24 protein-coding genes are annotated in these 24,718 nt (G+C 71.1%); 8 read left to right on the top strand and 16 right to left on the bottom strand.

The features are described from left to right. The first annotated feature begins 78 nt into the window (after window positions 1-78). Window positions 79-726, top strand: coding sequence for a DUF1707 SHOCT-like domain-containing protein (locus NCI01_RS13855; protein ID WP_254182072.1), 648 nt, complete (start codon window positions 79-81; stop codon window positions 724-726). A gap of 58 nt (window positions 727-784) precedes the next feature. On the opposite strand, the gene NCI01_RS13850 is transcribed toward NCI01_RS13855, so the two are convergent. From NCI01_RS13850 to NCI01_RS13840, 3 genes are all read right to left on the bottom strand, one after another. Continuing rightward, window positions 785-1,705, bottom strand: a complete 921-nt coding sequence (locus NCI01_RS13850; protein WP_254182071.1) for a carbohydrate ABC transporter permease — start codon at window positions 1,703-1,705, stop codon at window positions 785-787. Beyond that, the gene (locus NCI01_RS13845; protein ID WP_254182070.1) at window positions 1,702-2,685 is read right to left on the bottom strand and encodes a carbohydrate ABC transporter permease; all 984 of its coding nucleotides are present in this window, start codon (window positions 2,683-2,685) and stop codon (window positions 1,702-1,704) included. Before NCI01_RS13845 ends, NCI01_RS13850 begins: the two co-directional genes overlap by 4 nt. Window positions 2,686-2,782: 97 nt before the next feature. Then, window positions 2,783-4,111: an ABC transporter substrate-binding protein gene (locus NCI01_RS13840; protein ID WP_254182069.1), complete on the bottom strand. Its 1,329-nt coding sequence runs from the start codon at window positions 4,109-4,111 to the stop codon at window positions 2,783-2,785. Between the two features lie 232 nt (window positions 4,112-4,343). Between NCI01_RS13840 and NCI01_RS13835 the strand changes: the two genes are divergently transcribed. Both NCI01_RS13835 and NCI01_RS13830 read left to right on the top strand, forming a co-directional pair. After that, window positions 4,344-5,354, top strand: coding sequence for a LacI family DNA-binding transcriptional regulator (locus NCI01_RS13835; RefSeq protein ID WP_254182068.1), 1,011 nt, complete (start codon window positions 4,344-4,346; stop codon window positions 5,352-5,354). A 136-nt stretch (window positions 5,355-5,490) separates the two neighbouring features. Beyond that, window positions 5,491-6,576: an ABC transporter ATP-binding protein gene (locus tag NCI01_RS13830; RefSeq protein WP_254182067.1), complete on the top strand. Its 1,086-nt coding sequence runs from the start codon at window positions 5,491-5,493 to the stop codon at window positions 6,574-6,576. A 52-nt stretch (window positions 6,577-6,628) separates the two neighbouring features. Here NCI01_RS13830 and NCI01_RS13825 read toward each other — a convergent pair whose 3' ends face one another. Continuing rightward, window positions 6,629-8,023, bottom strand: a complete 1,395-nt coding sequence (locus tag NCI01_RS13825; RefSeq protein WP_254182066.1) for a glycoside hydrolase family 32 protein — start codon at window positions 8,021-8,023, stop codon at window positions 6,629-6,631. A 281-nt stretch (window positions 8,024-8,304) separates the two neighbouring features. Between NCI01_RS13825 and NCI01_RS13820 the strand changes: the two genes are divergently transcribed. Continuing rightward, window positions 8,305-9,954, top strand: a complete 1,650-nt coding sequence (locus NCI01_RS13820; protein WP_372495163.1) for an alpha-amylase family protein — start codon at window positions 8,305-8,307, stop codon at window positions 9,952-9,954. A 91-nt stretch (window positions 9,955-10,045) separates the two neighbouring features. Here NCI01_RS13820 and NCI01_RS13815 read toward each other — a convergent pair whose 3' ends face one another. From NCI01_RS13815 to NCI01_RS13800, 4 genes are read right to left on the bottom strand one after another with little or no spacing between them, the layout of a single operon-like run. Next, the gene (locus NCI01_RS13815; protein WP_254182064.1) at window positions 10,046-11,311 is read right to left on the bottom strand and encodes an ABC transporter ATP-binding protein; all 1,266 of its coding nucleotides are present in this window, start codon (window positions 11,309-11,311) and stop codon (window positions 10,046-10,048) included. 7 nt (window positions 11,312-11,318) lie between these two features. Continuing rightward, on the bottom strand, window positions 11,319-12,149 hold the full coding sequence (locus NCI01_RS13810; protein ID WP_254182063.1) for a carbohydrate ABC transporter permease: 831 nt from the start codon (window positions 12,147-12,149) through the stop codon (window positions 11,319-11,321). Continuing rightward, entirely contained in the window at window positions 12,149-13,036 is an 888-nt protein-coding gene (locus NCI01_RS13805) for a carbohydrate ABC transporter permease (RefSeq protein WP_254182062.1), read from the bottom strand. The genes NCI01_RS13810 and NCI01_RS13805 overlap by 1 nt, the downstream gene beginning before the upstream one ends. Window positions 13,037-13,083: 47 nt before the next feature. After that, complete coding sequence (locus tag NCI01_RS13800; protein WP_254182061.1) at window positions 13,084-14,376, bottom strand: extracellular solute-binding protein; 1,293 nt, start codon at window positions 14,374-14,376, stop codon at window positions 13,084-13,086. Window positions 14,377-14,490: 114 nt separating this feature from the next. Here NCI01_RS13800 and galK point away from each other — a divergent pair, with 114 nt between their 5' ends. Continuing rightward, window positions 14,491-15,603 carry a galactokinase gene (gene galK / locus NCI01_RS13795; protein ID WP_254182060.1) on the top strand — a complete coding sequence of 371 codons (1,113 nt, stop codon included), beginning with the start codon at window positions 14,491-14,493 and terminating at the stop codon, window positions 15,601-15,603. A gap of 5 nt (window positions 15,604-15,608) precedes the next feature. On the opposite strand, the gene NCI01_RS13790 is transcribed toward galK, so the two are convergent. Next, on the bottom strand, window positions 15,609-16,541 hold the full coding sequence (locus tag NCI01_RS13790; RefSeq protein ID WP_254182059.1) for an alpha/beta fold hydrolase: 933 nt from the start codon (window positions 16,539-16,541) through the stop codon (window positions 15,609-15,611). Between the two features lie 151 nt (window positions 16,542-16,692). Here NCI01_RS13790 and NCI01_RS13785 point away from each other — a divergent pair, with 151 nt between their 5' ends. Beyond that, on the top strand, window positions 16,693-17,466 hold the full coding sequence (locus NCI01_RS13785; protein WP_254182058.1) for an esterase/lipase family protein: 774 nt from the start codon (window positions 16,693-16,695) through the stop codon (window positions 17,464-17,466). Here the strand turns inward: NCI01_RS13785 and glpX are convergent. The 5 genes from glpX to NCI01_RS13760 are packed head-to-tail and all read right to left on the bottom strand — an operon-like array spanning window position 17,431 to window position 21,385. After that, window positions 17,431-18,447: a class II fructose-bisphosphatase gene (gene glpX, locus NCI01_RS13780; protein WP_254182057.1), complete on the bottom strand. Its 1,017-nt coding sequence runs from the start codon at window positions 18,445-18,447 to the stop codon at window positions 17,431-17,433. The genes NCI01_RS13785 and glpX overlap by 36 nt on opposite strands. A 10-nt stretch (window positions 18,448-18,457) precedes the next feature. Beyond that, the gene (locus NCI01_RS13775) at window positions 18,458-19,411 is read right to left on the bottom strand and encodes a sulfate/molybdate ABC transporter ATP-binding protein (protein ID WP_254182056.1); all 954 of its coding nucleotides are present in this window, start codon (window positions 19,409-19,411) and stop codon (window positions 18,458-18,460) included. Window positions 19,412-19,434: 23 nt separating this feature from the next. Beyond that, entirely contained in the window at window positions 19,435-20,226 is a 792-nt protein-coding gene (locus NCI01_RS13770) for an ABC transporter permease (RefSeq protein ID WP_254182055.1), read from the bottom strand. After that, window positions 20,223-20,954 (bottom strand): molybdate ABC transporter substrate-binding protein, encoded by a 732-nt coding sequence (gene modA / locus NCI01_RS13765; RefSeq protein ID WP_254182054.1) that lies wholly within the window; start codon window positions 20,952-20,954, stop codon window positions 20,223-20,225. Before modA ends, NCI01_RS13770 begins: the two co-directional genes overlap by 4 nt. A 23-nt stretch (window positions 20,955-20,977) precedes the next feature. Further along, window positions 20,978-21,385, bottom strand: a complete 408-nt coding sequence (locus tag NCI01_RS13760) for a TOBE domain-containing protein (RefSeq protein ID WP_254182053.1) — start codon at window positions 21,383-21,385, stop codon at window positions 20,978-20,980. Window positions 21,386-21,491: 106 nt separating this feature from the next. On the opposite strand from NCI01_RS13760, the gene NCI01_RS13755 reads away from it, so the two are divergent. Next, window positions 21,492-22,034, top strand: a complete 543-nt coding sequence (locus tag NCI01_RS13755) for a DUF4245 domain-containing protein (protein ID WP_254182052.1) — start codon at window positions 21,492-21,494, stop codon at window positions 22,032-22,034. Between the two features lie 178 nt (window positions 22,035-22,212). Here NCI01_RS13755 and NCI01_RS13750 read toward each other — a convergent pair whose 3' ends face one another. Continuing rightward, window positions 22,213-22,422, bottom strand: a complete 210-nt coding sequence (locus NCI01_RS13750; protein ID WP_254182051.1) for an exodeoxyribonuclease VII small subunit — start codon at window positions 22,420-22,422, stop codon at window positions 22,213-22,215. Further along, the gene (gene xseA / locus NCI01_RS13745; protein ID WP_254182050.1) at window positions 22,415-23,668 is read right to left on the bottom strand and encodes an exodeoxyribonuclease VII large subunit; all 1,254 of its coding nucleotides are present in this window, start codon (window positions 23,666-23,668) and stop codon (window positions 22,415-22,417) included. Before xseA ends, NCI01_RS13750 begins: the two co-directional genes overlap by 8 nt. 47 nt (window positions 23,669-23,715) lie before the next feature. Between xseA and NCI01_RS13740 the strand changes: the two genes are divergently transcribed. Continuing rightward, window positions 23,716-24,714 (top strand): 4-hydroxy-3-methylbut-2-enyl diphosphate reductase, encoded by a 999-nt coding sequence (locus tag NCI01_RS13740; RefSeq protein WP_254182049.1) that lies wholly within the window; start codon window positions 23,716-23,718, stop codon window positions 24,712-24,714. Window positions 24,715-24,718: the final 4 nt, after the last annotated feature.

Here is a 24,718-nt window from a genome sequence, read left to right as displayed (position 1 = left end):
GTGACCACAGAACGGCAGGTGCCCGGACCCTGACGGCCGTCACGGGTCGCGACTCCCGCTGCTCGCTAGGCTGTCGCCATGGGGGAGATCGAGAACCGCCCGCACGACCCGTCGCAGATGCGCATCTCCGACGCCGACCGCCAGCGCGTCGCCGACGTCCTGCGCGACGCCGCGGGGGAGGGCCGCATCGACCTCGACGAGCTCGAGGAGCGGCTCGAGCTGACCTGGCAGGCCAAGACCTACGGCGAGCTCGTGCCGATCACGCTCGACCTGCAGGCGACCGGTCCCGTGGCGCCGCCCGCCGGCTCGCCCGTGCGTCGTACGCCGTCGGCGGTGCCGGCCGTCGGGCACAACTCGTCGGTGGCCATCATGAGCGAGTGCAAGCGCCAGGGCGTCTGGTCGGTGCCCGAGCACCACAGTGCCTTCGCGATGATGGGCGGGGTGCTCATCGACCTCCGCCAGGCGCAGCTCTCGGCCCACGAGACCCTGGTCAACGCCAGCGCGATCATGGGCGAGGTCAAGGTGATCGTGCCGGCCGACATGCACGTCGTCATGGACGGCACCCCGATCATGGGCGAGTTCACCCAGGCCAAGGACAAGGTGCCGGCGCAGGTCGGTCCGGGCTCACCCGTCCTGCGCATCCGCGGGGTAGCCCTCATGGGGTCGGTCACGGTGCAGCGCCAGCCGGCGCCGGGCACACCGAAGAAGTACCTCGGCACCTACTGACGGGCGCGAGGCGCCCCGGGTCGCCCGGCGACCGGCGCCGGGCGACCCGGGGTGCTGCTCAGCCCTTGACCGCGCCCGCGGTGAGGCCGCGGACGAAGTAGCGCTGCATCACCAGGAAGACCGCGATCGGCAGGATCATGGAGAGGAACCCGCCGGCCGTGACGAGGTTCTGGCCCGCGCCGGCCTGCCCCATCAGGTTGTTGCGCAGCGCCACGGTGATCGGCGCGTTCTCGCCCGGTCCGACGAAGATGAGCGCGACCAGCAGGTCGTTCCAGACCCAGAGGAACTGGAAGATGGCGAACGCCGCCAGCGCCGGCACGGACATGGGCAGCACCAGCCGGAAGAACGTCTGGAAGTGGCTCGCACCGTCGATCTTGGCCGACTCGATCAGGCTCCTCGGCAACGTCGCCATGTAGTTGCGCAGGATGTAGATCGCCAGCGACATGCCGAAGCCGATGTGCGCCAGCCACACCGCCGGGAACGTCCCGGCGATCTCCAGGTCGCTGTAGATGCGCAGGATCGGCACGAACGCGATGTAGTTGGGCACGACCAGGAGGCTGACGACGGCCAGGAACAGGAAGTTGCGGCCGGGGAACTCCATGAAGGCGAACGCGTAGGCAGCGAACGCCGCGACGAGCACCGGGATGAACGTCGCGGGCAGCGCGATCGCCAGGCTGTTGACGAACGCCCGGCCGAGGTCGGCGTCGTTCCAGGCCGTGACGTAGTTGTCGAGACTCAGGCGGCTCCACGCCGACGGGGTCCAGAACATCGTCCACCAACCGGTCTCGTTGGCGTCGTCGCGCGGCCGGAAGGACGTCAGGAAGAGCCCGACGACCGGCACGATCCACAGGAAGCACAGGATGAAGACGACGATCCGGGCGAACCATCCCGCCTTCTGCGGCTGTCCCTCCCGGGAGGACCGGCGGCGCGTCTTCTCGGTCGGCGTGGCCGCCGCCATCGTGGTCTGTGTCGAGGTCATGCCATTGACTCCTCACGACGGAAGTTGCGCACCTGGTAGAACATGATCGGGACCGTCGCCAGCATCAGCATCACGACGATCGCCGCGGCGGCGCCGTTGTTGAAGTTGCTGAAGAGCTGGTTGAAGAACTCGTTGCCGACGACGTTGGTGTTGAAGCCGCCGTTGGTCATCACGTAGACGATGTCGAAGATCTTCATCACGCCGATGAGCGTCGTGACGTAGACGGTCAGCACCGTCCCCCAGATCTGCGGCACGACCACCTGGAAGAAGATCGCCCGCTCGTTGGCCCCGTCGATGCGCGCGGCCTCGAGGGTGTCGTCGGGGACGCCCTTGACCGCCGCGGACAGCAGCACCATCGAGAAGCCGACCTGGGCCCACATCAGCATGATCATCAGGAAGAAGCTGTTGACGTGGAACTCGCTGATCTGCAGCCATGCCACCGGGTCGAAGCCGAGCGCGGTGATGATGGCGTTCTGCAGGCCGATCTGCTCGCGTCCCTCCGGACGGTAGTTGTAGACCAGGCCCCACACCACGCCGGCTCCGACGGCGCTGATCGCCATCGGCAGGAAGATGATCGTCTTGGAGGTCTTCTCCCAGGTCGGGTTGAGGCGGTCGGCGAGGACGGCCATGGCCAGCCCCAGCGCCACCACGACGACCGGCACGACGATCATCCAGAGCAACGTGTTGAACAGGGTGTCCTGGAAGCTGCTGCTCTGCAGGAGCTTGGTGTAGTTGTCCCAGCCGACCCACGCGGTGCTCTGGGCGTTGGCGAAGCTGAAGACGACGGTCTGGACGGCGGGGTAGACGAGGTAGAAGACGAGGGCTGCGTAGGCGGGGAGGATGTAGAGGTAGGGCTTGACCCGGTCCTCCCACGGCCCGGGCAGCAGCTCCGCGATCTTGTTGAGCAGCCAGTAGAGGACGACCGCGGCGGCGACACCCACGCCGACGGTGATCAGGGTGTTGAGGATCTTCAGGACCATGTGTCTCGCTCCTCGGGGGGCACGTGACGGGTGGTGGACGGGTGCCGGGACGGGGACGGCCGCGTGGCGCGGCAGCCCCCGTCCCTGCGAGCGTCGCTCAGCTGGAGGGCCAGCTGTCGTCGATGTTCTTCAGCGTGGTGTCGAGGTCCTGCTGCTCGCTGATCCACGCCGTCATCTCCTTCCAGAAGCTGCCGGCACCGACCTCGCCGGGCATCAGGTCGGAGCCGTCGAACAGGAAGGGGTCGGCCTGGTAGGCCACGTCGGCGATCTGACGGGTCAGGTCGCTCGGGTAGAGCGAGGTGTCGAACTCGGTGTGCGGCGAGATGAAGGAGCTCTCGGGTGCCGCCTCGGTGCCGAGGTCGACGTCGGCCAGGATCTCCATCATCGCGCGGGAGTCCTCGTTGTCCTGGAGCAGCGTCGCGAGGTCGCCGCCACCCATGACCGGGTTCTCGCCGCCGGACTCGGCCGGCGGGAAGCCGAAGACGCCGATCCGCTCGTCGACGTTGTCGACGACCTCCTGCGGCATGAAGTCGGCGGAGACGATGAAGTTGCCCTGCTTGAGCATCCAGCAGCCCGGGTCGTCGTCCCACATGGTGTCCTCGGCGTCGCCGAACGCCACGCTGGCGATCGAGTCGCGTCCACCGGGCACGTTGTCGTCGTCGAGCACGTTGGTCTCGAGGAAGTCGGCGGCCTGGCGGACCACGTCGGAGTCGAACTTCACCTCGTTGGTGACCCACTGGTTGTAGACGTCGGCACCGCCGTAACGCATGATCAGGTCCTCGAACCAGTCGGTCGCCGGCCAGCCCGTGGCCGTGCCCGACTCGATGCCGAAGCACCACGGGGTGCCGCCGTCGCTCTTGATCTGCTGGGTGAGCGCGGCGAGGTCGTCGAGGGTCTCCGGGGCCTCGTAGCCCGCCTTCTCCCAGGCCTGCTTGTTGTAGAAGACGAGGCTCTTGACGTTCATGCTGATCATCAGGCCGTACTGGGTGCCGTCGATCTGGCCGGCCTCCAGGGTGCCGGGCGTCATGTCGGCGATCGAGTCGGCGGGGACGATGTCGTCGGTCAGCTCGACGCCCTCCCCGCGGTCGACGATCTGCTTGATGACGCCGGGCTGCGGGATGACCGCGATGTCCGGCGGGTCGCCGGCCTGGATGCGGGTGAGGATCAGCTGGTTGATGTTGTCGACGCGCTCCATCGTGACGTCGATGCCAGCGGCTTCGGCCTCCTGCTCGATCTTGGCCTTCAGGCCGTCGAAGACGAGGGGGTCGGTCGTGGCGAGGATCTCGACGGTGCCGTCGTCCCCGCCGGAGCTCTCACCTCCGCCGCCTCCGTCGTCGCTGCTGCCGAGGCAGCCGGTCGTGGTGAGGGCCAGTGCCGCCGCCGTGGTGGCCAACGCAGCCCGTCGCCGTGTCGCAGTCAGTCGCATGAGGGTGCCTCCTCGGGTGGCGGGGTCTGTCCCGCTCAGCCGCTGTGTCGTAGTGTGACGTGTACCACTGCTGAATCGAATCAGCCGCATCATGTGCGCCGGGTGGGACTGGTGTCAAGCAACGGTTCGGACACGGTCCCGCCACCGGCACACGGTGGCTGCGGCATGCTCTGGCGCGCGACCGGGCGGTCCGCGGCGACGGTGAGGACCCGAACAGAGAGGGTGAGCAGCAGTGAGGAAACGACGACGCGTCATGCTCGCGGACGTGGCCGCCGAGGCGGGGGTCTCGGCCACCACCGCCTCGTACATCCTCAACGGGCGGGCCGACGAGATGCGGATCGCACCCGCCACGGTGACCAAGGTGCAGGCGGCCGTCGCCGACCTCGGCTACCGGCCCAACCGCAGTGCCCGCAGCCTCCGCACCCGGCGTACGGCGACGGTGGGACTCGTGTCGGACCAGATCGCCGGGGAGCAGTACGGCAGCAGCATGCTGACCGGGGCGAGCCTCGCTGCGCGCGAGCTCGACCACCTCGTGGTGATGGGGGAGAGCGGGGGCGACCCCGAGCTCGAGAGGCTGCTGATCGAGGAGATGCTCGAGCGCGACGTCGACGGGGTGGTCTACGCGACCCGGACCGCTCGCACGGTCCACCTGCCCGAGGGGCTGCGCGGCGTGCGGTCGGTCCTGCTCAACTGCGAGGACCCCGACGAGCGGCTCCCGTCGGTGGTGCCCGACGACGAGGGCGGGGGGCGTGCCGCCGTGGCGACGCTGCTCGCCGCCGGCGCCCGAGACGTGTGGGTGGTGGGCGAGGACCCCGTGCCGGAGGCGACGGCGGGCCCGCGCCGGATGGCCGGGATCCGCGCCGAGCTGGCCACCCACGACCTGGACGTCGCGGGCCTGGTGCGCTGCGACTGGTCGGTCACCGAGGGGTTCGAGGCCACGAGCCGCTGGCTCGCGGACGGTGGCCGCGCCGACGGCCTGGTCTGCATGAACGACCGCCTCGCGATGGGCGTCTACCAGGCGCTCGCGGAGCACGGCCTGCGCGTGCCCGACGACGTCAGCGTCGTGTCGTTCGACGGGTCGGCGCTGGCGGGGTGGCTGCGGCCCGTGCTGACCTCGGTCGAGCTGCCCTTCACCGAGCTCGGTGCCCTCGCCGTACGCCGGTTGCTGGACCCCGACGACCACGTCGGCACCGACTCCGTACCGATGCGCGTGCGACCGGGCGGCTCGGTCCGCCCGGTGTGAGCCGGCGCCGGGTCCGGCCCGACGGCCCCGCCATTGCTCCCCCCGCCCGCGGGCCCTACTGTGACCCCGGGGTCTGTGACCCCAGTCACTTCACTACGGATCGTCCGGCACGTACCTGCCGGTGAAGGAGCAGACAATGGCATCAGTGACGTTCGAGAAGGCGCAGCGGTGGTATCCCGGCGCCGACGAGCCGGCCGTGCCCGGCATCAGCCTCGAGATCAAGGACGGCGAGTTCATGGTGCTCGTCGGGCCCTCGGGCTGCGGCAAGTCCACCACCCTGCGCATGCTCGCGGGCCTCGAGGAGGTCAACGACGGGAAGATCTACATCGGTGACCGCGAGGTCACCAACATCCCGCCGAAGGACCGTGACATCGCGATGGTCTTCCAGAACTACGCGCTCTACCCGCACATGTCGGTCGAGGAGAACATGGCGTTCTCGCTCAAGATGGCCAAGGTCCCGGCGGCCGAGCGCAAGGAGCGCGTCGCCAAGGCGGCGGAGATCCTCCAGCTCACCGAGTACCTCGAGCGCAAGCCCAAGGCACTGTCCGGTGGTCAGCGCCAGCGTGTCGCGATGGGGCGCGCGATCGTCCGCAACCCGCAGGTCTTCTGCATGGACGAGCCGCTGTCCAACCTCGACGCCAAGATGCGCGTGGCCACCCGCACCGACATCGCCCGCCTGCAGCAGGACCTCGGCGTCACGACCGTCTACGTCACCCACGACCAGGTCGAGGCGATGACGATGGGCGACCGGGTCGCGGTGATGAAGCTCGGCGTGCTCCAGCAGGTCGACACCCCGCTCAAGCTCTACGACAAGCCCGCCAACCTGTTCGTCGCCGGCTTCATCGGCTCGCCCCAGATGAACCTGATGGAGGGCGTGGCCGCCGACGGCGGCGTCAAGATCGGCGGCTACCAGGTGCCGGTCGACCCGACCGCCGAGCGCAAGATGTCGGGCAAGGTCACCGTCGGCGTGCGCCCCGAGAACTGGCGGTTGGTGTCGGCGGAGGACGGTGGCCTCCCGGTCAAGGTGACGGTGGTCGAGGAGCTCGGCGCCGACAGCTACGTCTACGGCACCAGCGACGTGGAGGGCACGCCGTCCAACGTCATCGTGCGCGTCAGCGGCGGCCGGCACCACCCGCAGAAGGGCGAGACCCTCTACGTCACGACCGACCCCGAGCACGTCCACGTGTTCGACACCGAGTCGGGCGAGCGCCTCTCCGACTGACGCGAGCCGAGTGACCCACGCCTGAGCCCCCGGGAGCCCTGCTCCCGGGGGCTCAGGCCTGCACGACGAGGTGCTGCACCAGGGCCGTGCCGCCCTCCGCGAAGACGGCCAGGCCGTCGTCACCGGGGCCGGGGAACACCAGGTCGGTGAGCACGACCTCGCCGTCGCCGGCGAACACCTCCACCGACGACTCGTCCACCACGACCTCGAGCCGGACCGCGTGGTCGCCGACCGTCAGTGGCGCGGTGTGCTCGGCGGCGAAGCCGTCGTGGAAGCCGGTCTCGCCGGACGTACGACGGTCCAGCCCCACCGTGCTCGACGCCGGCTCGAGCCACACCGTCGTCCGGTGCCCGTCCCCGGCACGCACGTGGACACCGACCCGACGGGCGTCACCCGGATCGATGTCGACGACGACCCGGCACGTGCGTGCCCGCACCGGCAGCACCAGGATGCCCTGCACCGGCACGTCGCGGACCTCGTGCACGACCGGCGAGTCGCGCACGACCGGTCGCTGCACGAGCACCAGCTCCCCGTCGCGCGGGCGGAGGGCGAGGTGACGGGCCAGCGTCATCGAGCCGCGGTGGGTCGCGGCGGGGACCAGGTCGGCGTAGCGCCAGTTGCTCATCCAGCCCTGCACCAGCGGCTCGGGTGCGTCGGAGTAGGACACCGCGGCGTAGAAGTCGGCGCCGTGGTCGACCCACCGGGCGTCCTGGGTGGGGCGGAAGTGGGGTCCGTCCAGCTGACCGACGAAGTACTGCATGCCCGACCCGCCGGCCGGTGCCCCCTCCTGGACGCTGACGAGCAGCACCACGGCCGTCTCGTCGCGATCCTCGACCGGCACGCGGAGCAGGTCGGGGCACTCCCAGATCCCCTCGACCGAGCCCGCAGGACCGAACGACGACGCGTGCTCCCAGTGCAGCAGGTCGGCCGAGCGGTAGGTCTCGACCGTGCGCTCGTCGGACAGCACGAGCACCATCAGCCAGCCGTCGCCGTCGCGGAGCACCTTGGGGTCGCGGAAGGCGGTGGAGCCGATGTCGAGCACCGGGTTGGCGGCGTACGACGTCCAGGTGCGGCCGCGGTCGACGCTCCACGACAGCGACTGCCGCTGGGCGCCGCTGACAGGCTCGTGGGCGGTCCACAGCGCGACGAGCGGCCCGACGCCGTCGACGCCGAGGCCCGAGGTGTTGCGGGCGTCGTGCACCACGCTGCCCGACCACACGTGCTCGGTGTCGGTGGCGGCGAGGGCGATCGGGAGCTCGGTCCAGTCGAGCAGGTCCGTGCTCACCGCGTGTCCCCAGGACATGGGTCCGTGGACGAGGGAGTCGGGCAGGTGCTGGAAGAACAGGTGGTGCTCGCCGTCGTGCACGACCAGCCCGTTGGGGTCGTTCATCCAGCCCCGGCGAGGCGTGAAGTGGTCGCGCGGGCGCAGGGACGGGTCGTGGGTCACCGGACCAGCGTAGGACCCCCCGGCTTCGCCATACTGGGCGCGTGAGCCGCATCGAGACGGAGCCGTCCCCGGGGTCCGACACCGGTTTCGAGGAGCGGCTGGCCGCCCTCGAGCCCGACCTCCGCAACACGCTGGCGCACGTCTACGGCCCCGACGCCGCGCCCGAGGTCACCCGAGCCCTGGTCGAGGTCGCCCGAGCGGCGCACGCCGCCCGTCCGGCCGACCTGCGGGCGCTGGACGCGCGGAGGCTGCGCGAGCCCGACTGGTTCCAGCGGCCGTCGATGGTGGGCTACGCCGCCTACGCCGACCGCTTCGCCGGCACCCTGCGCGGCGTGGGGGAGCGGGTCGCCCACCTGCAGGCGCTGGGGGTCGGCTACCTCCACCTGATGCCGCTCCTGACGCCGCGCCCGGCCCCCAACGACGGCGGCTACGCGGTCATGGACTACCGCTCCGTGCGGCCCGACCTCGGCACGGTCGACGACCTCCGCGACCTCGCGACCGCCCTGCGCGGCGAGGGCATCAGCCTGTGCGTCGACCTCGTGCTCAACCACGTCGCGCGCGAGCACGAGTGGGCGGTCGCGGCGCGGGCGGGCGACCCGGGCAAGCGGGCCTACTTCCACGTGCACCCCGACCGTGAGGTGCCCGACGCCTACGAGGCGACGTTGCCGGAGGTCTTCCCCGACTTCGCCCCGGGCAGCTTCACCTGGGACGACGAGCTCGCGGGCTGGGTCTGGACGACCTTCAACGACTACCAGTGGGACGTCAACTGGTCCAACCCCGAGGTGCTCCGGGAGTACGCCGACCTCATCCTGTCGCTGGCCAACCTGGGGGTCGAGGTGTTCCGCCTCGACGCGATCGCCTTCATCTGGAAGCGCCTCGGCACCGACTGCCAGAACCAGCCCGAGGTCCACCACCTCACCCGTGCGCTGCGCACGGTGGCCCGGATCGCCGCACCGGCCGTGCTCTTCAAGGCCGAGGCGATCGTCGGCCCGGAGCACCTGCCGGCCTACCTCGGCGTCGGCGAGCACGCCGGGCGGGTCAGCGACCTCGCCTACCACAACGGCCTGATGGTGCACGTCTGGTCGATGCTCGCCTCCCGCGACGCCCGGCTGGCGACACACGCCCTGCAGCAGCTGCCGCAGCCGCCGTCGACCACGGCCTGGATCACCTACGTGCGCTGTCACGACGACATCGGGTGGGCCATCTCCGACGAGGACGCGCGTGCGGTCGGCCTCGACCCCGTCGCGCACCGGCGCTTCCTGTCCGACTGGTACTCCGGGTCCTTCCCCGGCTCGTGGGCGCGGGGGCTGGTGTTCCAGCACAACGAGCAGACCGGTGACCGGCGGATCTCCGGCTCGCTGGCCTCCCTCGCCGGGCTGGAGGCGGGCGACCCCCACGCCGTGGCACGGATCCTGCTCGCGCACGCGGTCGTCCTGTCCTTCGGCGGGCTGCCAGTGATCTGGATGGGCGACGAGGTCGGACTCCTCAACGACCGCGGCTGGGCCGACGACCCCGACCACGCCGCGGACAACCGGTGGGTGCACCGGCCACGGATGCCGTGGGCCGACGTGGAGGCCGACCCGGATCCGCACGGCATCGCCTCCGGCCTGCGGCACCTGGTCGACGTACGACGCTCGCTGCCGCACCTGCACGCGGCCTCGCCCACCGAGGTGTGGGACCCCCGCGACCCCGGCGTGCTGCTCGTGGTCCGGCGGCACCCGGACGGCCCGCTCCTCGCCGCCGCCAACGTCACGGACCGGGAGGCGTGGGTGTCCGCCGACGTCCTGCTCTGGCTCGGCCTGCACCCCGGCGGCCTGGAGGGGGGCCTGGTGGACGCCCTGACGGGTCGCGCCCCGGGGCTGCACGACGGCGCGGTCCGGCTGGAGCCGTACGCCTCGGTGTGGCTGCACGCCGCCCCGTCGCCCACCTGAGGCGACTACCCCCACCAGTACGGCCGAGGCCCCGAGAGCAGCTCCCGGGGCCTCGGTTCCGCACCGACCAGCGGGGTCGGACGTCCGGGGGTCAGCTCGGCGACGAACCGGCGCTCGGCTTGACCCCGTCCTGCTGCTCGCCGACCTCCTCGGCCTTCGCCATGGTGTTGCCGCCGGGGATGATGCCCGCGTTGTCGGGGTCGATGGTGAGGTTGTCGCCCGTGCTCGGGTCGAAGAGGTGGATCTTGCGGGCGTCGACCCAGATGGTGGCCTCGTCGCCCTCGCTGATCCGGCTGGCCCCGTCGAGCGAGACCACCAGCTGCGTGCGCAGCGACTCGCCGTCGAGGTCCTTCTCGAGCTGGGTGAGCTGCTCGCGCACCTCGTCGGGCGCCTCGAACGGGATGTAGGCGTAGGCCTCGTTGCCGAGCCACTCCACCACGTCGACGGTGGCCGTGAAGGTCGCCTCGTCGGTGACCTTGTCGCTGTCGACGACACTGGCGTCCTCGAAGTGCTCCGGGCGGATGCCGGCGATCAGCAGGTCCCTGCCCTGCGCCTTCGCCGCTCGTGCCTCGGGGATGGTCACGGTCCCGAAGGGGAGCTCGACCCGGTTCCCGTCGACCTTGGCGGGCAGGAAGTTCATCGGCGGCGAGCCGATGAAGCCGGCCACGAACAGGTTGGCGGGGTTCTCGTAGAGCTCACGCGGTGTGGCGTGCTGCTGGAGCACGCCCCTCTTCAGCACCGCCACCCGGTCGCCCAGCGTCATCGCCTCGGTCTGGTCGTGGGTGACGTAGACGGTGGTGATGCCCAGGCGCTTCTGCAACCGGGAGATCTCGGTGCGCATCTGCCCGCGGAGCTTGGCGTCGAGGTTGGACAGCGGCTCGTCGAAGAGGAAGGCCTCCGCGTCGCGGACGATCGCGCGGCCCATCGCGACGCGCTGGCGCTGGCCACCGGACAGGTTGCCGGGCTTGCGGTCGAGGTGCTCGTCCAGCTCGAGGGTCTTCGACGCCTCGCGCACCTTCTCGTCGATCTCCGAGTCCGACTTGCCGGCCAGCCGCAGCGGGAAGGCGATGTTCTCGTAGACCGTCAGGTGCGGGTAGAGCGCGTAGTTCTGGAAGACCATCGACAGGTTGCGATCACGCGGCGCGAGGTCGTTGACCTTCTTCCCGCCGATGATCATGTCGCCGTCGGTGATGTCCTCCAGCCCGACGATCATCCGCAGGAGCGTGGACTTCCCGCAGCCCGAGGGCCCGACGAGGATCAGGAACTCGCCGTCCTCCACGTCGATGCTCACGTCGTTGACGGCGGGGAAGCCGTCGCCGTACTGCTTGACGATGTTCTTCATCTCGATGCCAGCCATGAGCTGATCACCCCTTCACTGCGCCGGAGGTGAGGCCGGCGACGATCTTGCGCTGGAACAGCAGGACAATGATGATGATCGGCACGGTGACTACGACCGAAGCGGTCGCGAGCTGGCCGTACGGTGGGTTGAACGGATCGGGACCCACGAAGTACGACAGCTGGGCCGGCACCGTCCGCGAGGCCGTCGTGGAGGTCAACGAGATCGCGAGCACGAACTCGTTCCACGCGAAGAAGAAGGTCAGGATCGCCGCCGTGAAGACGCCGGGCGCCGCGAGCGGGACGATCACCTTCCGGAAGGCCTGCCACGATGTCGCGCCATCCACCTGGGCCGCCTGCTCCAGCTCCCACGGAATCTCGCGGAAGAAGGCCGAGAGGGTCCAGATCGCCAACGGCAGCGTGAAGGACATGTAGGGGATGATGAGGCCCGGCCACGTGTTGAAGAGGCCGAAGGTCCGCCACATGTCGAACAGCGGCCCGACCAGCGAGACGACCGGGAACATCGCGATGGCCAGGGCCAGCGACAGGACCAGTCGCTTGCCCTTGAACTCGAGCCGCGCGATGGCGTACGCCGCGAGGGTCGCGAACACCACAGCCAGGAAGGTCGCGATGACGGCGATCCCGAAGGAGTTGCGCAGGGCGGCGAGGAAGTCGCCGTTCGACAGGATGTCGCGGTAGTTGTCGAGGGTCGGGTCCTTGGGCAGGAACTGGGCGCTGCCTGCGGCGGTCTCCTCGACCGACTTGAACGACAGCGAGATGATCCAGACGACCGGGAGCAGGCACCACACCAGGATCGCGACGAAGCCGATCCACGTGCCGATGGTGGTCTTGTTCTTCATCAGCCCTCACCCCTCGCCTGGGCCAGGTCGACCCGGAACAACTTGATGATCAACCACGCCAGGACCAGGACGCTGAGGAAGAGGATCACGGACAGTGCCGACCCCAGTCCCAGCTGGACCTGCTCGATGACCTGTCGGTAGGTCAGGAACGACACGGACTCGGTCTCTTGCGCGCCTCGGGTCATCACGAAGATGTTGTCGAAGATGCGATAGGCGTCGAGCGCCCGGAAGAGCACCGCGACCATGATGGCCGCTCGCATGTTGGGAAGGATCACCTTCCACAACCGCTGCCACCAGGTCGCGCCGTCGACCTTCGCGGCCTCGAGCATGTCCTCGGACACCTGCGCGAGTCCGGCCAGGAGCAGCAGCGCCATGAAGGGCGTGGTCTTCCAGATCTCCGAGACCATGATCGCGAACATCGCCGACCAGTGGCCGCCGAACCAGTTGAAGTTCTCGTCGACGAACGGCAGCCAGCCGTTGACGAAGCCGTTGTTGAGGCTGAAGGCGAACTGCCAGGCGAAGGCAGACACCACCGTGATGATGCCGTAGGGGATGAGGATCGACGTGCGGATCGCGCCCCGGGCGAAGATCACGCGGTGCATCACCATCGCGAAGGCGAAGCCGATGACCAGCTCGACGGCCACGGTGAGCACCATGATCAGGACGGTGTTCCACATGTCCTGCCAGAACAGGCTGTCCGTCAGCACCGTCACGTAGTTGTCGATGCCGATGAGCTCGCGGTCGTCGGGCGCGGTCAGGCGGTAGCGGAACAGCGACAGGTAGAGCGCCTGGAGCATGGGCCAGGCCGTGACCAGGAGCATGAGGATCACCGCAGGAGCGACGAGCTTCTGGCCCAGCCGGTTCTCGGCGCGGGAACGGTCGCTCACCTGGGGCTTCTCCCGGACGTCGGCCGGGGGTCTCGCGAGAGTGCTGCTCACAACAGGCTCCTTCCTTGGAGCACGTCCTCGATGTACTGCGCGGACTCCTTCGGAGTCTCCTGGTCCACCGTCGACGGCGGGTGCCACGTGGCCTGGATGGCTCCGGAGATGTCGCTCCAGTAGGGCGTCGGCGTCCGGGGAGCGGCCGCCTCGAGGCTCTCCTGGAACAAGGCCAGCAGTTCGGCGGGGAACAGCTCCTGCACGGCGGGCTGGTCGTAGCCGGCCGGGCTGCTGGGCATGTTCCCGGTGATCTCGGCGTTGATCGCCTGGCTCTCCGGGCTGGTGAGGCACTCCAGCGCCTGCATCGCGATGTCCTGGTGCTTGGAGGACGAGCTGACACCGATGCCGATGCCGCCGTACGGCGGACGCGACTCCTCACCCTCGACCGTACGCGGGTAGCGGGCGTAGCCGATGTCGTCCCCGAGCCGGTCGTCGCCGTAGTTGCCCCAGATGTAGGTCCAGTTGACGAGGAAGGCGCCGTCGTCGCTGCCGAACGTGGTGCCGGCGGTGCCCTCGTTGGAGACGGAGATGTTGGCCGGTGCGGCTTCCGACTCCGCCAGCGTCTGGATCACCTCGGCGGCCGCTCGGCCCGCTTCGGAGTCGATGGTGATCTTGGCGTCGACACCCTTCTCGGTCTCCTCCGCGATCTGGCCGCCGGCGCCGGTGACGAGGGCGTTGATCCACACGCTGTAGCCCTCGTACTTGTTGGCCTGGACGCCGATCTTGCCGCCGTTGGCCTCGGCCGCCTCGATGATCTGCTGCCACGTGACGGGCTGCGACATGTCGAGGTCCGTCTGGTCGACGAAGGACTTGCGGTACCACAGCACCTGGGTGTTCGACCAGAAGGGCGCGACGACGAGCTCGTCCTTCCACGTCGCAGCGGCGGCCGCGCTCTCGAAGGCCTGCTCGCTGAACTTCTGCTGGAGGTCGTCGGGGATGTCGGCCAGGTAGCCGGCCTCGGCGAACTCGGCGGTGAAGGGCGGGTCGATCGACATCAGGTCGATCTCGGTGTCGCCCGCCGCGAGGCGGCGCGCGAGCTGGATGCGTTGCTGGCCCGCGTCCTGGGGGAGCACCTGGGTGGAGATGGTGTAGTCGTCGGTGGAGCACTTCTCGGCGACGGCGTCCTGCCCGCCGCTGTCGGGGTTGATGTACCAGGTGAGCTCGGGGGGACCGCTGTCGCCTCCGCAGGCGGACAGGAGACCGCTCGCGAGAGCGAGAGCTGCGAGCGGTGCCGCCCTCCGTCTCCCCCTGGGCCGGCCTCGTTGCCGGATCGACGGTGCTCGGGACATCCGCGCCCTCCTCGTTTAGTTCGGGCCTCTGGTCTAGTGGTCCCTGACACCATTTGGCAACATTCATCCCATTCCAACGGGTATCCCGCCCACAGGTTGACGAGTAGGGGTTCGATGACGATCTGGCGCGCCCCGGGGCGGATCAACCTGGTCGGTGAGCACACCGACTACAACGACGGCTTCGTCCTCCCCTTCGCCCTCGAGGTCGGGTGCACGGCGTCGGTGTCGACGGCCTCGGACGATGCCGACGGCTGGACGGTCCGCTCGGCGCAGCAGCCCGAGCCGGTCGTCGTACGACGCTCGGGCCTGGCCGACGCCGACCGCGCGGACGTCCCCGAGTGGTCGCGCTACGTGCTGGGCGCGCTGTGGCTGCTCACCGACCGCGGCGTCGACGTCCCTCCATTGGAGATCGAGGTCGACTCCGACGTGCCCTCCGGTGCCGGGCTGTCGTCGTCGGCGGCGCTGGTGTGCTCGGTCGCGCGGGCCGTCGACGACCACCTCGGTCTCGGCCTCGACGACGACGCCCTCTTCGCGCTGACCCGCGACGTCGAGAACGACGCCGTGGGTGCGCCGACCGGCGGGATGGACCAGCTGGTCAGCCTGCGCGGTGAGGCGGGGCACGCCCTCTTCTGCGACATGCGCAGCCACGCGACCAGGTCGGTGCCGCTCGACCTGGCCGGCACCGACCTGGCGGTGCTGGTCGCCGACACGCGCGCACCCCACCGCCACTCCGACGGCGAGTACGGCGCCCGGCGCAGCGGCTGCGAGGAGGCGGCGCGCCGGCTGGGTGTCGACGCCCTGCGCGACGTGACCGCCGACGACCTCGACGCGGCGCTCGACCGCCTCGATGACGAGGAGCTGCGCCGCTACGTCCGCCACGTCGTCACCGAGGACGACCGGGTGCTGTCGGTCGTGCGGCTCCTCGACGACGGCCGGCTCGCCGACATCGGGCCTCTGCTCACCGCGTCGCACCGGTCGATGCGTGACGACTTCCGCATCACCGTGCCGGAGGTCGACACCGCCGTCGACGCGCTGCTGGAGGCCGGCGCGCTCGGGGCCCGGATGACCGGCGGTGGCTTCGGCGGCTGCGTGATCGGGCTGGTGCCTGCGCGGTCCGTCGACGCGGCGAGCGACGCCGTACGACGTGCCTTCGCCGACGCCGGCTTCGCCGAGCCCGACCTCTTCACGGCCCGGCCGGCGCAGGGCGCCCACCGTCTGGAGGGCTGACCCCGCTAACGCTCCGTGGCCCGGTCGGCGGTGCGGCGGATGGCCTCGACGAAGGTGTCGAAGAGCTCGGGCGGCAGGTCGTGGCCCATGCCGTCGATGGTCACCAGCTCGGCGCCGGGGATGGCCGCCGCCGTCGAGCGACCGCCGCTGACGTGGACCATCTTGTCGGCCGTGCCGTGGATGACGAGGGCCGGCACGCGGAGGCTGCGCAGCCGCGGCGTGCGGTCGTCCTGCGTCAGGATGGCCAGCATCTGGCGTACCGCGCCGCTGGCGCTCACGCCGCGGTCGAAGGTCGCCTCCGCGCGGGTGCGGAGGGTGTCGGGGTCCGACGGGTAGGCCGCGGAGCCGATCAGCGACCACATGGCGAGGCTGGTCTCGACGTAGGCGTCGCGCCCGGCCTTGCGCGGAGCGATGAGCCGGGGGAGGAGGGAGGGGTGCTGCCAGCCGACCGTCCGCTTGCCCGTCGTGGAGCTGATGCTCGTCAGCGACCGCACCCGGCCCGGGTGCTCGACGGCCACGGTCTGCGCGATCATCCCGCCCATCGACACGCCCACGAGGTGGGCCGCCTCGAGGGCGAGGTGGTCGAGCAGCGCGACGGCGTCGTGGGCCAGGTCCGACATCGTGTAGGGCACGCTGGCACGGCCCGTCGCGAAGGCCTTGACCAGCTGGTCGGGGCGGGCCGGGGCCGCGATGCGCGACGACTTCCCGGTGTCGCGGTTGTCGTAGCGCACGACGTGGAAGCCGGCGGACGCGAGCTGCTCGCAGAACGCCTGGTCCCACCACGTCATCGGTCCGCTCAGCCCCATCACCAGGAGCAGCGGCTCGTCGTCGGGATCGCCGAAGGTCTGGTAGCAGAGCTCGACCTCGTTGCCGATCGGAGCGCGGAGCTCGTCGGAGGCGACAGGCGGCTGGTCGCTGTCGGGGTGCGGGGCGGACATGGAGCCAGTGAACACGACGCGCGTCCCCAAAAAAACGCATGGTGCCCCGCATCCCCCTTCCGGAGCGGGTTCTGGGCTAGGTTCGAGAACTGTGACACAGCGCACAGTGGCCGCTTTCCTCACCCCGGAAGGCTTTTCACAGCCTTCCGTGGTGGCGGTGCTGCGCGAGAGCTCCGTCATCACGGAGGCGGGTCGCTACGCCGTCGCCGCCCTCGGCTCGCGGAGTGCGAGACGTCGTACGCCGCTGGGCTCGCGCCCGCCGCGGACGGGCGAGCCGGTGCTGCTGGTCCCGGGCTTCCTCGCCGGCGACTCCTCGCTCGCGCCGATGAGCCGGAGGCTGCGCGACCAGGGCTTCCGCACCTATCGCGCGGACATCCGCGCCAACGTCGGGTGCACGCTGTCGGCAGCCGCGCAGCTCGAGGAGCGGCTCGAGGAGATCGCGCAGCGGCGTGGCTCGCACGTGCGGATCGTCGGCCACAGCCTCGGCGGCATGCTGGCCAGGGGAGTCGCGGCCCGGCGCCCCGACCTCGTCGCGGGCATCGTGACGTTGGGCAGCCCGATGCTGGCGCCGGGCGCGCACCACGTGTCGCTGGCGCGCAGCGTCGACCTGCTCGTGCGGCTCAACCGGGCCGGGATGCGCGGGCTGATGGCGGAGGACTGCGTGGCCGGGCACTGTGCCCAGGAGAGCTTCGACCAGGCGCGCGCGGCGCTGCCGGAGGGCGTCGACTTCACCGCGATCTTCTCCCGGCGCGACGGCATCGTCGACTGGCGTGCGTGCATCGACCCGGTCGCGCGGCCGGTGGAGGTGCGCTCGTCCCACGTGGGGATGGCGTTCGACCCGGTCGTGATCAGCGCGGTGTCGACCGCGCTGCGGCCGGCGGTGGCAGCGTCAGTTGTCGAAGTCGATCGTGGAGAGATTGCGTAGCTTGGCGAGCTGGTGCTCGGCGGTGATCGAGCGGATCGTGCCGCTGCGCGAGCGCATCACCAGCGAGTGGGTGGTGACGCCGTCGCCGCGGTAGCGCACGCCGCGCATGAGCTCGCCGTCGGTGATGCCGGTGGCCACGAAGAAGGCGTCGTCGCCGGTGACCAGGTCGTCGGTGCCGAGCACGACGTCGCGGTCGAGGTCGTGGCCGGCGTCGAGGGCGCGCTGGCGCTCGTCGTCGTCCTGCGGCCAGAGCTGGCCCTGGATCTTGCCGCCGATGCACTTCATCGCGCACGCGGCGATGATCCCCTCGGGGGTGCCGCCGATGCCGAGCATCAGGTCGACGCCGGTGTCCGGGCGGGCCGCCATGATCGCTCCGGCCACGTCGCCGTCGGTGATGTACTTGATGCGAGCCCCGGTCTCGCGGATGCTCTCGACGAGCTGCGCGTGGCGCGGCCGGTCCAGCAGCACGACGGTGACGTCGTGGATGGAGATGCCCTTGGCCTTGGCGACGCGGGCGATGTTCTCCTTGACCGGCAGCCGGATGTCGACCACGTCGGCGGCCTCGGGCCCGGTGGCGAGCTTGTCCATGTAGAAGACCGCGCTGGGGTCGTACATCGAGCCGCGCGGCGAGACCGCCAGCACCGAGATCGCGTTGCTCATGCCCTTGGCGGTCAGCGTCGTGCCGTCGATCGGGTCGACGGCCACGTCGCACTCGGGTCCGGTGCCGTCGCCGACCTGCTCGCCGTTGAAGAGCATCGGGGCGTTGTCCTTCTCGCCCTCGCCGATCACCACGGTGCCGCGCATCTCGACGGTGGAGATCATGTAGCGCATCGCCTCGACCGCGACGCCGTCGGCGTCGTTCTTGTCGCCGCGACCGACCCAGCGCCCGGCCGCCATCGCGGCCGCCTCGGTGACGCGGACCAGCTCGAGGGCGAGGTTGCGTTCGGGCTGCGGGGCGAGCTGGGACGAGGTGGGGCTCATGTCGCGCATGTTATCGGCGCGCGGCGTAGCGACTCACCGCGGTCGCCTTGGCCGACAGCCACACCTCGCGACCCGGCGCCAGCTCGAGCTCCGTCGCGGCTGCGGGCGTCAGGTCGGCGAGCAGGTCGGGGGAGGCGTGCACCAGCAGGCGTACGGCGTCACCGTGCGGCGCGAGCGTCGCGATCGGGCCGTGCCAGCGCAGCCGCGTCGATCCCTCGGGCTCGTGCAGCGACACCACCACCGCGTCGGGGGTGAACGCCATCAGCTCGTCGCCGTCGGCGACCAGGTTGAGACCCACGAGCCGGGCCACGTGGGAGGTGCGGGGCTCGGCGGCGACGTCGGCGGGTCGTCCGACCTGCACCACCTGGCCGTCGTCGAGGACGAGGACGCGGTCGGCCAGGGTCAGCGCGTCGATCGCGTCGTGGGTGACGAGCAGCGCGATGCCCGGGAAGTCGCGCAGGTGGCGGCCGAGCTCGATCCGCAGCGCCATCTGCACCGACACGTCGAGCCCGGTGAAGGGCTCGTCGAGCAGCAGCACGTCGGGCTCGGTCGCGAGGGCCCGCGCGATGGCGACCCGCTGCGCCTGCCCGCCTGAGAGCTCGCGGGGCTTGCGGGCCGCGAGTTCCGCGATGCCGAAGCGCTCGAGCCAGTCCCGCGCCACCGCCTCGGCGGCCGCACGGGGCTCGCCGCGGGCGCGCAGCCCGAAGGCGACGTTGTCGAGGGCGGAGAGGTGCGGGAAGAGCAGCTGCCCCTGGAACACCAGGCCGACCCGACGCTCGCGCACGGGCAGCGTCAGCAGGTCGGCGTCGCCGAGACGGGCGCTCCCGTCGACGTCGACGAGTCCGGCGACGGCGTGGAGCAGCGAGCTCTTGCCGGCGCCGTTGGGACCGATGACGGCCAGCACCTCGCCCGGCTCGGCGGTGAACGCGGCCTCGACCCGGTCGGCGACCCGCAGGTCGGCCACCAGTCGTCTCCTCGGCGCCGCGCTCATGGCGTACCCAGCCAGCGGTCGCGCAGCGCGACGAGGACGCCGATCGAGACCAGCAGCATCACCAGGCTCAGCGAGAGGGCGGCGTCCTGGTCGGACTGCCGGGTGACGTAGATCAGCGTCGGCATCGTCTGGGTGGTGCCGGGGTAGTTGCCGTTGAAGGTGATGGTGGCGCCGAACTCGCCGAACGAGCGGGCCCACCCGAGGACGGTCCCGGCGACCACGCCGGGCAGGGCCAGCGGCACCGTGACGCGGCGGAAGGTCGTCCACCTCGTCGCGCCGAGGGTCGCGGCCGCCTCGTCGAACCTGGGGTCGGCCGAGCGGAACGCGCCCTCGATGGAGATCACCACGAACGGCATCGAGACGAAGACGTGCGCGAGCACGACGCCGTAGGTCGTGAAGGGGAAGGCGAAGCCGGTCAGCTCGAGCAGGGGCTCGCCGATGACGCCGGTGCGTCCGAAGGCGCTGCGCAGCGCGACGCCGGCGACGACCGGCGGCAGCACCAGCGGCACCGTGACCAGCGCGCGCACGGCACCGCGTCCGCGGAAGTGGACCCGCGCGAGCAGCCAGGCGAGGGGGAGCCCGAGGAGCAGGCAGATCGCGATGGCGACGGTCGAGGTGAGCAGCGAGATGCGCAGGGCGTCGACCGCGGTCTGCGAGGTCAGGTGACCCGGCAGCGCCTGCCAGTCGGTGCTCGCGACCATCGCCACGAGCGGGACGACGAGGAGGAGCGTGGCGACGGCGGCGGGCACGACGAGGAGCGCCGGCGGCCGGCCGAGGCGGTCCCTCACGGGCTGCCGAACCCGGCATCGTCGAGGATCGCCTGCCCCTCGTCCGAGGTGACCCACGCGACCCACGCGGCGGCGAGCTCGGGGTCCCCGGACTGCTCCAGCGTCGCGGCGAGGTAGGAGGTGGGGGCGGCCTCCGCGCCGGGGATCTCCACGGCGTCGACGTCGTCGGCCGCCGCGACCGCGTCGGTCGCGTAGACCAGGCCGGCGTCGACCTCGCCCGAGACCACCTTGTCGAGGGTGGCGCGGACGTCCTCCTCGAGGCTCACCGGCTCCGCCCTGACGCCGGCGGCGTCGAGCACCGCGGTGGCGACCTTGCCGCACGGCACCTCGTCGGCGCAGCGCACCCACGTGGCGTCGCCCAGGTCGTCGAGCGACTCGACGCCGGCCGGGTTGCCCGGTGGTACGACGATCGTGAGGACGTTGGTCGCGAAGGTCTCGACCTCGCCGGTCACGCCGGCGTCCTCGGCCAGCTGCATCGACGCCTCGTCGGCGGTGGCCAGCACGTCGCCGGGGGCGCCGTCGGCGACCTGCTCGGCGAGGTCGGTGCTCGAGCCGAAGGAGAGGACGACGTCGACGTCGTGCTCCTCCTCGAACGGTGTGGCGAGCTCCTCGAAGACGTCGGTGAGCGACGCGGCGGCCAGGACGGTCAGCTCGTCGTCGCCGCCTGCGGCCCCGTCCCCACAGGCGGTGAGGGGGAGCAGCAGGGCCAGGACGGCCAGCCGCCTCACCCGTGAGCCGCTCACTGCGCCTCTCACTGGGGCACCTCCACGACGACGTTGGTCGACTTCACGCTGGCGATCGCGCGCACGCCGGGCTCGAGGCCGAGCTCGTCGGCGGCGTCGGTGCTCATCAGCGACACCACCCGGTAGGGGCCGCAGATCATCTCGACCTGCGCCATCACCGGGTCGCGCTTGACCCGCGTGACGATCCCGCTCATCCGGTTGCGCGCGCTCACGGTGCCCGCGCGGGTGCGGTCGCGCTCCGCGAGCTCGCCCGACTCCGCGAGGTGCTCGGCGAGCTCGGCCAGGTCGCGACCGTCCACCGTCGTGCGGCCACCGTCGCGGCGCGAGGGCAGGCGGCCGGCGTCCACCCAGCGGCGTACGGTGTCGTCGCTGACCGCCAGGATCTCGGCTGCCTCCGCGACTCGGTAGGTGACCACCCGTGGAGTATGCCGCACGTGCGGCTGATTCATCGCGCTTCCACCGCGCATGCGGTTGCCGTACCCGGCCGCGGGGTGCTCAGGGGCCGACTGGGAGGATGGTCCCGTGAGTGGGCAGGGACAGCCGAGCCGTTACACGCGCTCGTTCAGCGGGATGACCGGAGCCCTCATCGTCACGGTCGTCGCCGTGCTGGCCTTCGTGGCGTGGCGCGGGCTCTGGCGCACCGACGTGGAGACCGAGCCGGAGGCGGTGGACTGGCAGGCGCGCGTCGAGCTGGCGCAGCAGGCGGACCTCGCCGTCGTCCACCCGCGCGAGCTGCCGGCGGGGTGGACCGCCACCAGCACCGAGCTGGCCGCGGGCGACGACCCGCGCTGGAGCCTCGGCGTGCTCACCGACGAGGGCCGCTTCGTCGGCATCCGGCAGCAGGACACCTCGGTCTCCGACCTCGTCGAGCTCTACGTCGACGAGGAGGCCGTCGCCGGTGACGACGTCACGGTCGACTCCGACATCGCCGACACCTGGCAGACCTGGTCCGACGAGGGCGGCGACGTCGGCTACTCCACCGAGCTCGGTGACGAGGCGCTCCTGGTCTACGGCTCCGCCCCGGCCGAGGACATCGAGGTCTACCTCGGCCTGCTCACCCGCTGAGACGTCCGGTCCGCACCGTCGAGCGGTGGCCGAGGCGGGTTCTCAAGCGGCGGAACCCGCGTGGCGCACCGCTGGTCGGCGCGCCGCGGCGTGTCGGCGTACGAGCGGTGGCCGAGGCGGGTTCTCAAGCGGCGGAACCCGCGTGGCGCACCGCTCCGCCTAGGTCCGAGCCAGACAATCAGTCGTCGTCGGTGCCGATGGCCTCGTCGAGGCGCTTGCGGGCGCCGTCGAGCCACTGCTGGCAGATCTTGGCGAGCGCCTCGCCGCGCTCCCAGAGCGCGAGTGACTCCTCGAGGGTCGTCCCGCCGGCCTCGAGGGTGCGGACCACCTCGATGAGCTCCTCGCGAGCCTCTTCATAGCTCGGCTGCTCGGGGGTGGCGTCACTCATCGGGGTCCTCCTCGACCAGGGTGGCTGCTTCGATGCGGTCTGTCGTGGCGTGGATGCGTCCGTCGGCGATTCGGACGGAGACCGCGGCGCCGACCGCGGCCTGCGCGACGGACGTGACGACGTGGCCGTCGGCGTCCTGGAGCACGGCGTAGCCCCGCTGCAGGGTGGCGAGCGGCGAGAGGGCCTGGGCCCGCGCGCGCTGGTGGCCGATGTCGTCGCTCGCCCGGTCGAGGCGGTGGGAGAGGGTGCGTCGGGCGCGGGCGAGCAGGTCGTCGACCTCGTCGGAGCGGGCGGTGAGCAGGTTGCGCGGGTCGGCCATGGCCGGGCGTGAGCGCACCTGGGCCAGCCACTCCTGCTCGCGCGCGATGCGCTGCGTGACCACCTGGCGCAGCCGGTCGCGCGCCCACGTGACGCCCTGGACCTCCTCGGCCATGTCGGGGACGACCAGCTTGGCGGCGTCGGTGGGGGTCGAGGCCCGGACGTCGGCGACGAGGTCGAGCAGCGGCTGGTCGGGCTCGTGGCCGATCGCGGACACCACGGGCGTACGCATCCGGTGCACGGCCCGGATCAGCGCCTCGTCGGAGAACGGCAGCAGGTCCTCGATCGAGCCGCCGCCGCGTGCGACCACGACCACGTCGACCTCGGCGTGGCGCTCGAGCCGGTCGAGCGCCTCCATCACCTCGGCGGCGGAGCGCGTGCCCTGCATGGCGGCGTAGGCGACCTCGAACTGCACAGCCGGCCAGCGTCGCAGCGCATTTTCGCGGACGTCCCGCTCGGCGGCGCTGTTGGGAGCGGTCACCAGGCCGACCCGGGCGGGGAGGAACGGCAGGTCGCGCTTGAGCTCGGCGGCGAAGAGCCCCTCGGCGGCGAGGAGCTGCCGGCGCCGCTCGAGGCGGGCGAGCAGCTCGCCGATGCCGACCATCCGGATCTCGCGCGCGGCCAGGGAGAACGACCCCCGGTTGGCGTAGAAGCTGGGCCGCGCGTGCACGACGACGCTGGCGCCCTCGACGAGGGGCGGGTTCATCGAGTCGACGAGCGACCGGGGACAGGTCAGCGTGACCGAGATGTCGGCCACGGTGTCGCGCAGCGTCATGAACACGGTCTGCATGCCCGGGCGCCGGTTGACCTGGGCGATCTGGCCCTCGACCCAGACGCCGCCCAGCTTGTCGATCCACTGCGCGACGGCGTTGGCGACGGCCCGGACCGGGGCCGGCGACTCAGCCGTGGCGTCGCGGAGTGAGGGCACGCGGCGAGGATAGGGGAGGCCGCGGACACGCCCGTAGACTCGCCCCCATGAGCACCGACCTCGGCCTTCCTCCCGTCCTCGACCCCGAGACCGCGAAGAACGTGCTGCTCGCCGCCCCCCGCGGCTACTGCGCCGGCGTGGACCGGGCCGTGATCACGGTCGAGAAGGCGCTCGACCTCTACGGAGCGCCCGTCTACGTCCGCAAACAGATCGTGCACAACAAGCACGTCGTGGCCAACCTCGAGTCGCGCGGCGCGATCTTCGTCGAGGAGCTCGACGAGGTCCCCGAGGGACGGACCGTGGTCTTCTCCGCCCACGGCGTCTCGCCGGCCGTCCACGCGCAGGCGGCCGAGCGCGGCCTGAAGACGATCGACGCCACCTGCCCGCTGGTGACGAAGGTCCACCACGAGGCCCGGCGGTTCGCCTCCGACGACTACGACATCCTGCTCATCGGGCACGCCGGGCACGAGGAGGTCGAGGGCACGGCGGGTGAGGCGCCCGAGCACATCCAGCTCGTCGAGAGCCCCGCGGACGTCGCCGGCATCGAGGTCCGCGACCCCGCCAAGGTGGCTTGGCTCTCCCAGACGACGCTGAGCGTCGACGAGACCCTCGAGACGGTCGCGGCGATCCGGGAGAAGTTCCCGCTGCTGCTCGACCCGCCGAGCGACGACATCTGCTACGCCACGCAGAACCGCCAGCTCGCGATCAAGGAGATCTCCGCGGCCGCCGACCTGGTGATCGTCGTCGGCTCCCGCAACTCCTCCAACTCGGTGCGGCTCGTCGAGGTGGCCCTCGAGGCCGGCGCCAAGGCGTCCTACCTCGTCGACGACCACACGGAGATCGACGAGGCCTGGCTCGACGGTGTCGAGACCGTGTCCGTCACCTCCGGCGCCTCGGTGCCCGAGGACCTCGTCGAGGGCGTGCTCTCCTTCCTCTCCGAGCGCGGCTTCCCCGACGCGCGCGCCGTGCACTCAGCCGAGGAGTCGCTGATCTTCGCGCTGCCGCCCGAGCTGCGACGCGACCTCCGCGCGGCGCAGAAGGCCTGACGGG

This window comes from Nocardioides pinisoli (assembly GCF_024199985.1).
Classification (GTDB): domain Bacteria; phylum Actinomycetota; class Actinomycetes; order Propionibacteriales; family Nocardioidaceae; genus Nocardioides; species Nocardioides pinisoli.
This window is presented reverse-complemented; position numbering and strand designations above follow the sequence as displayed.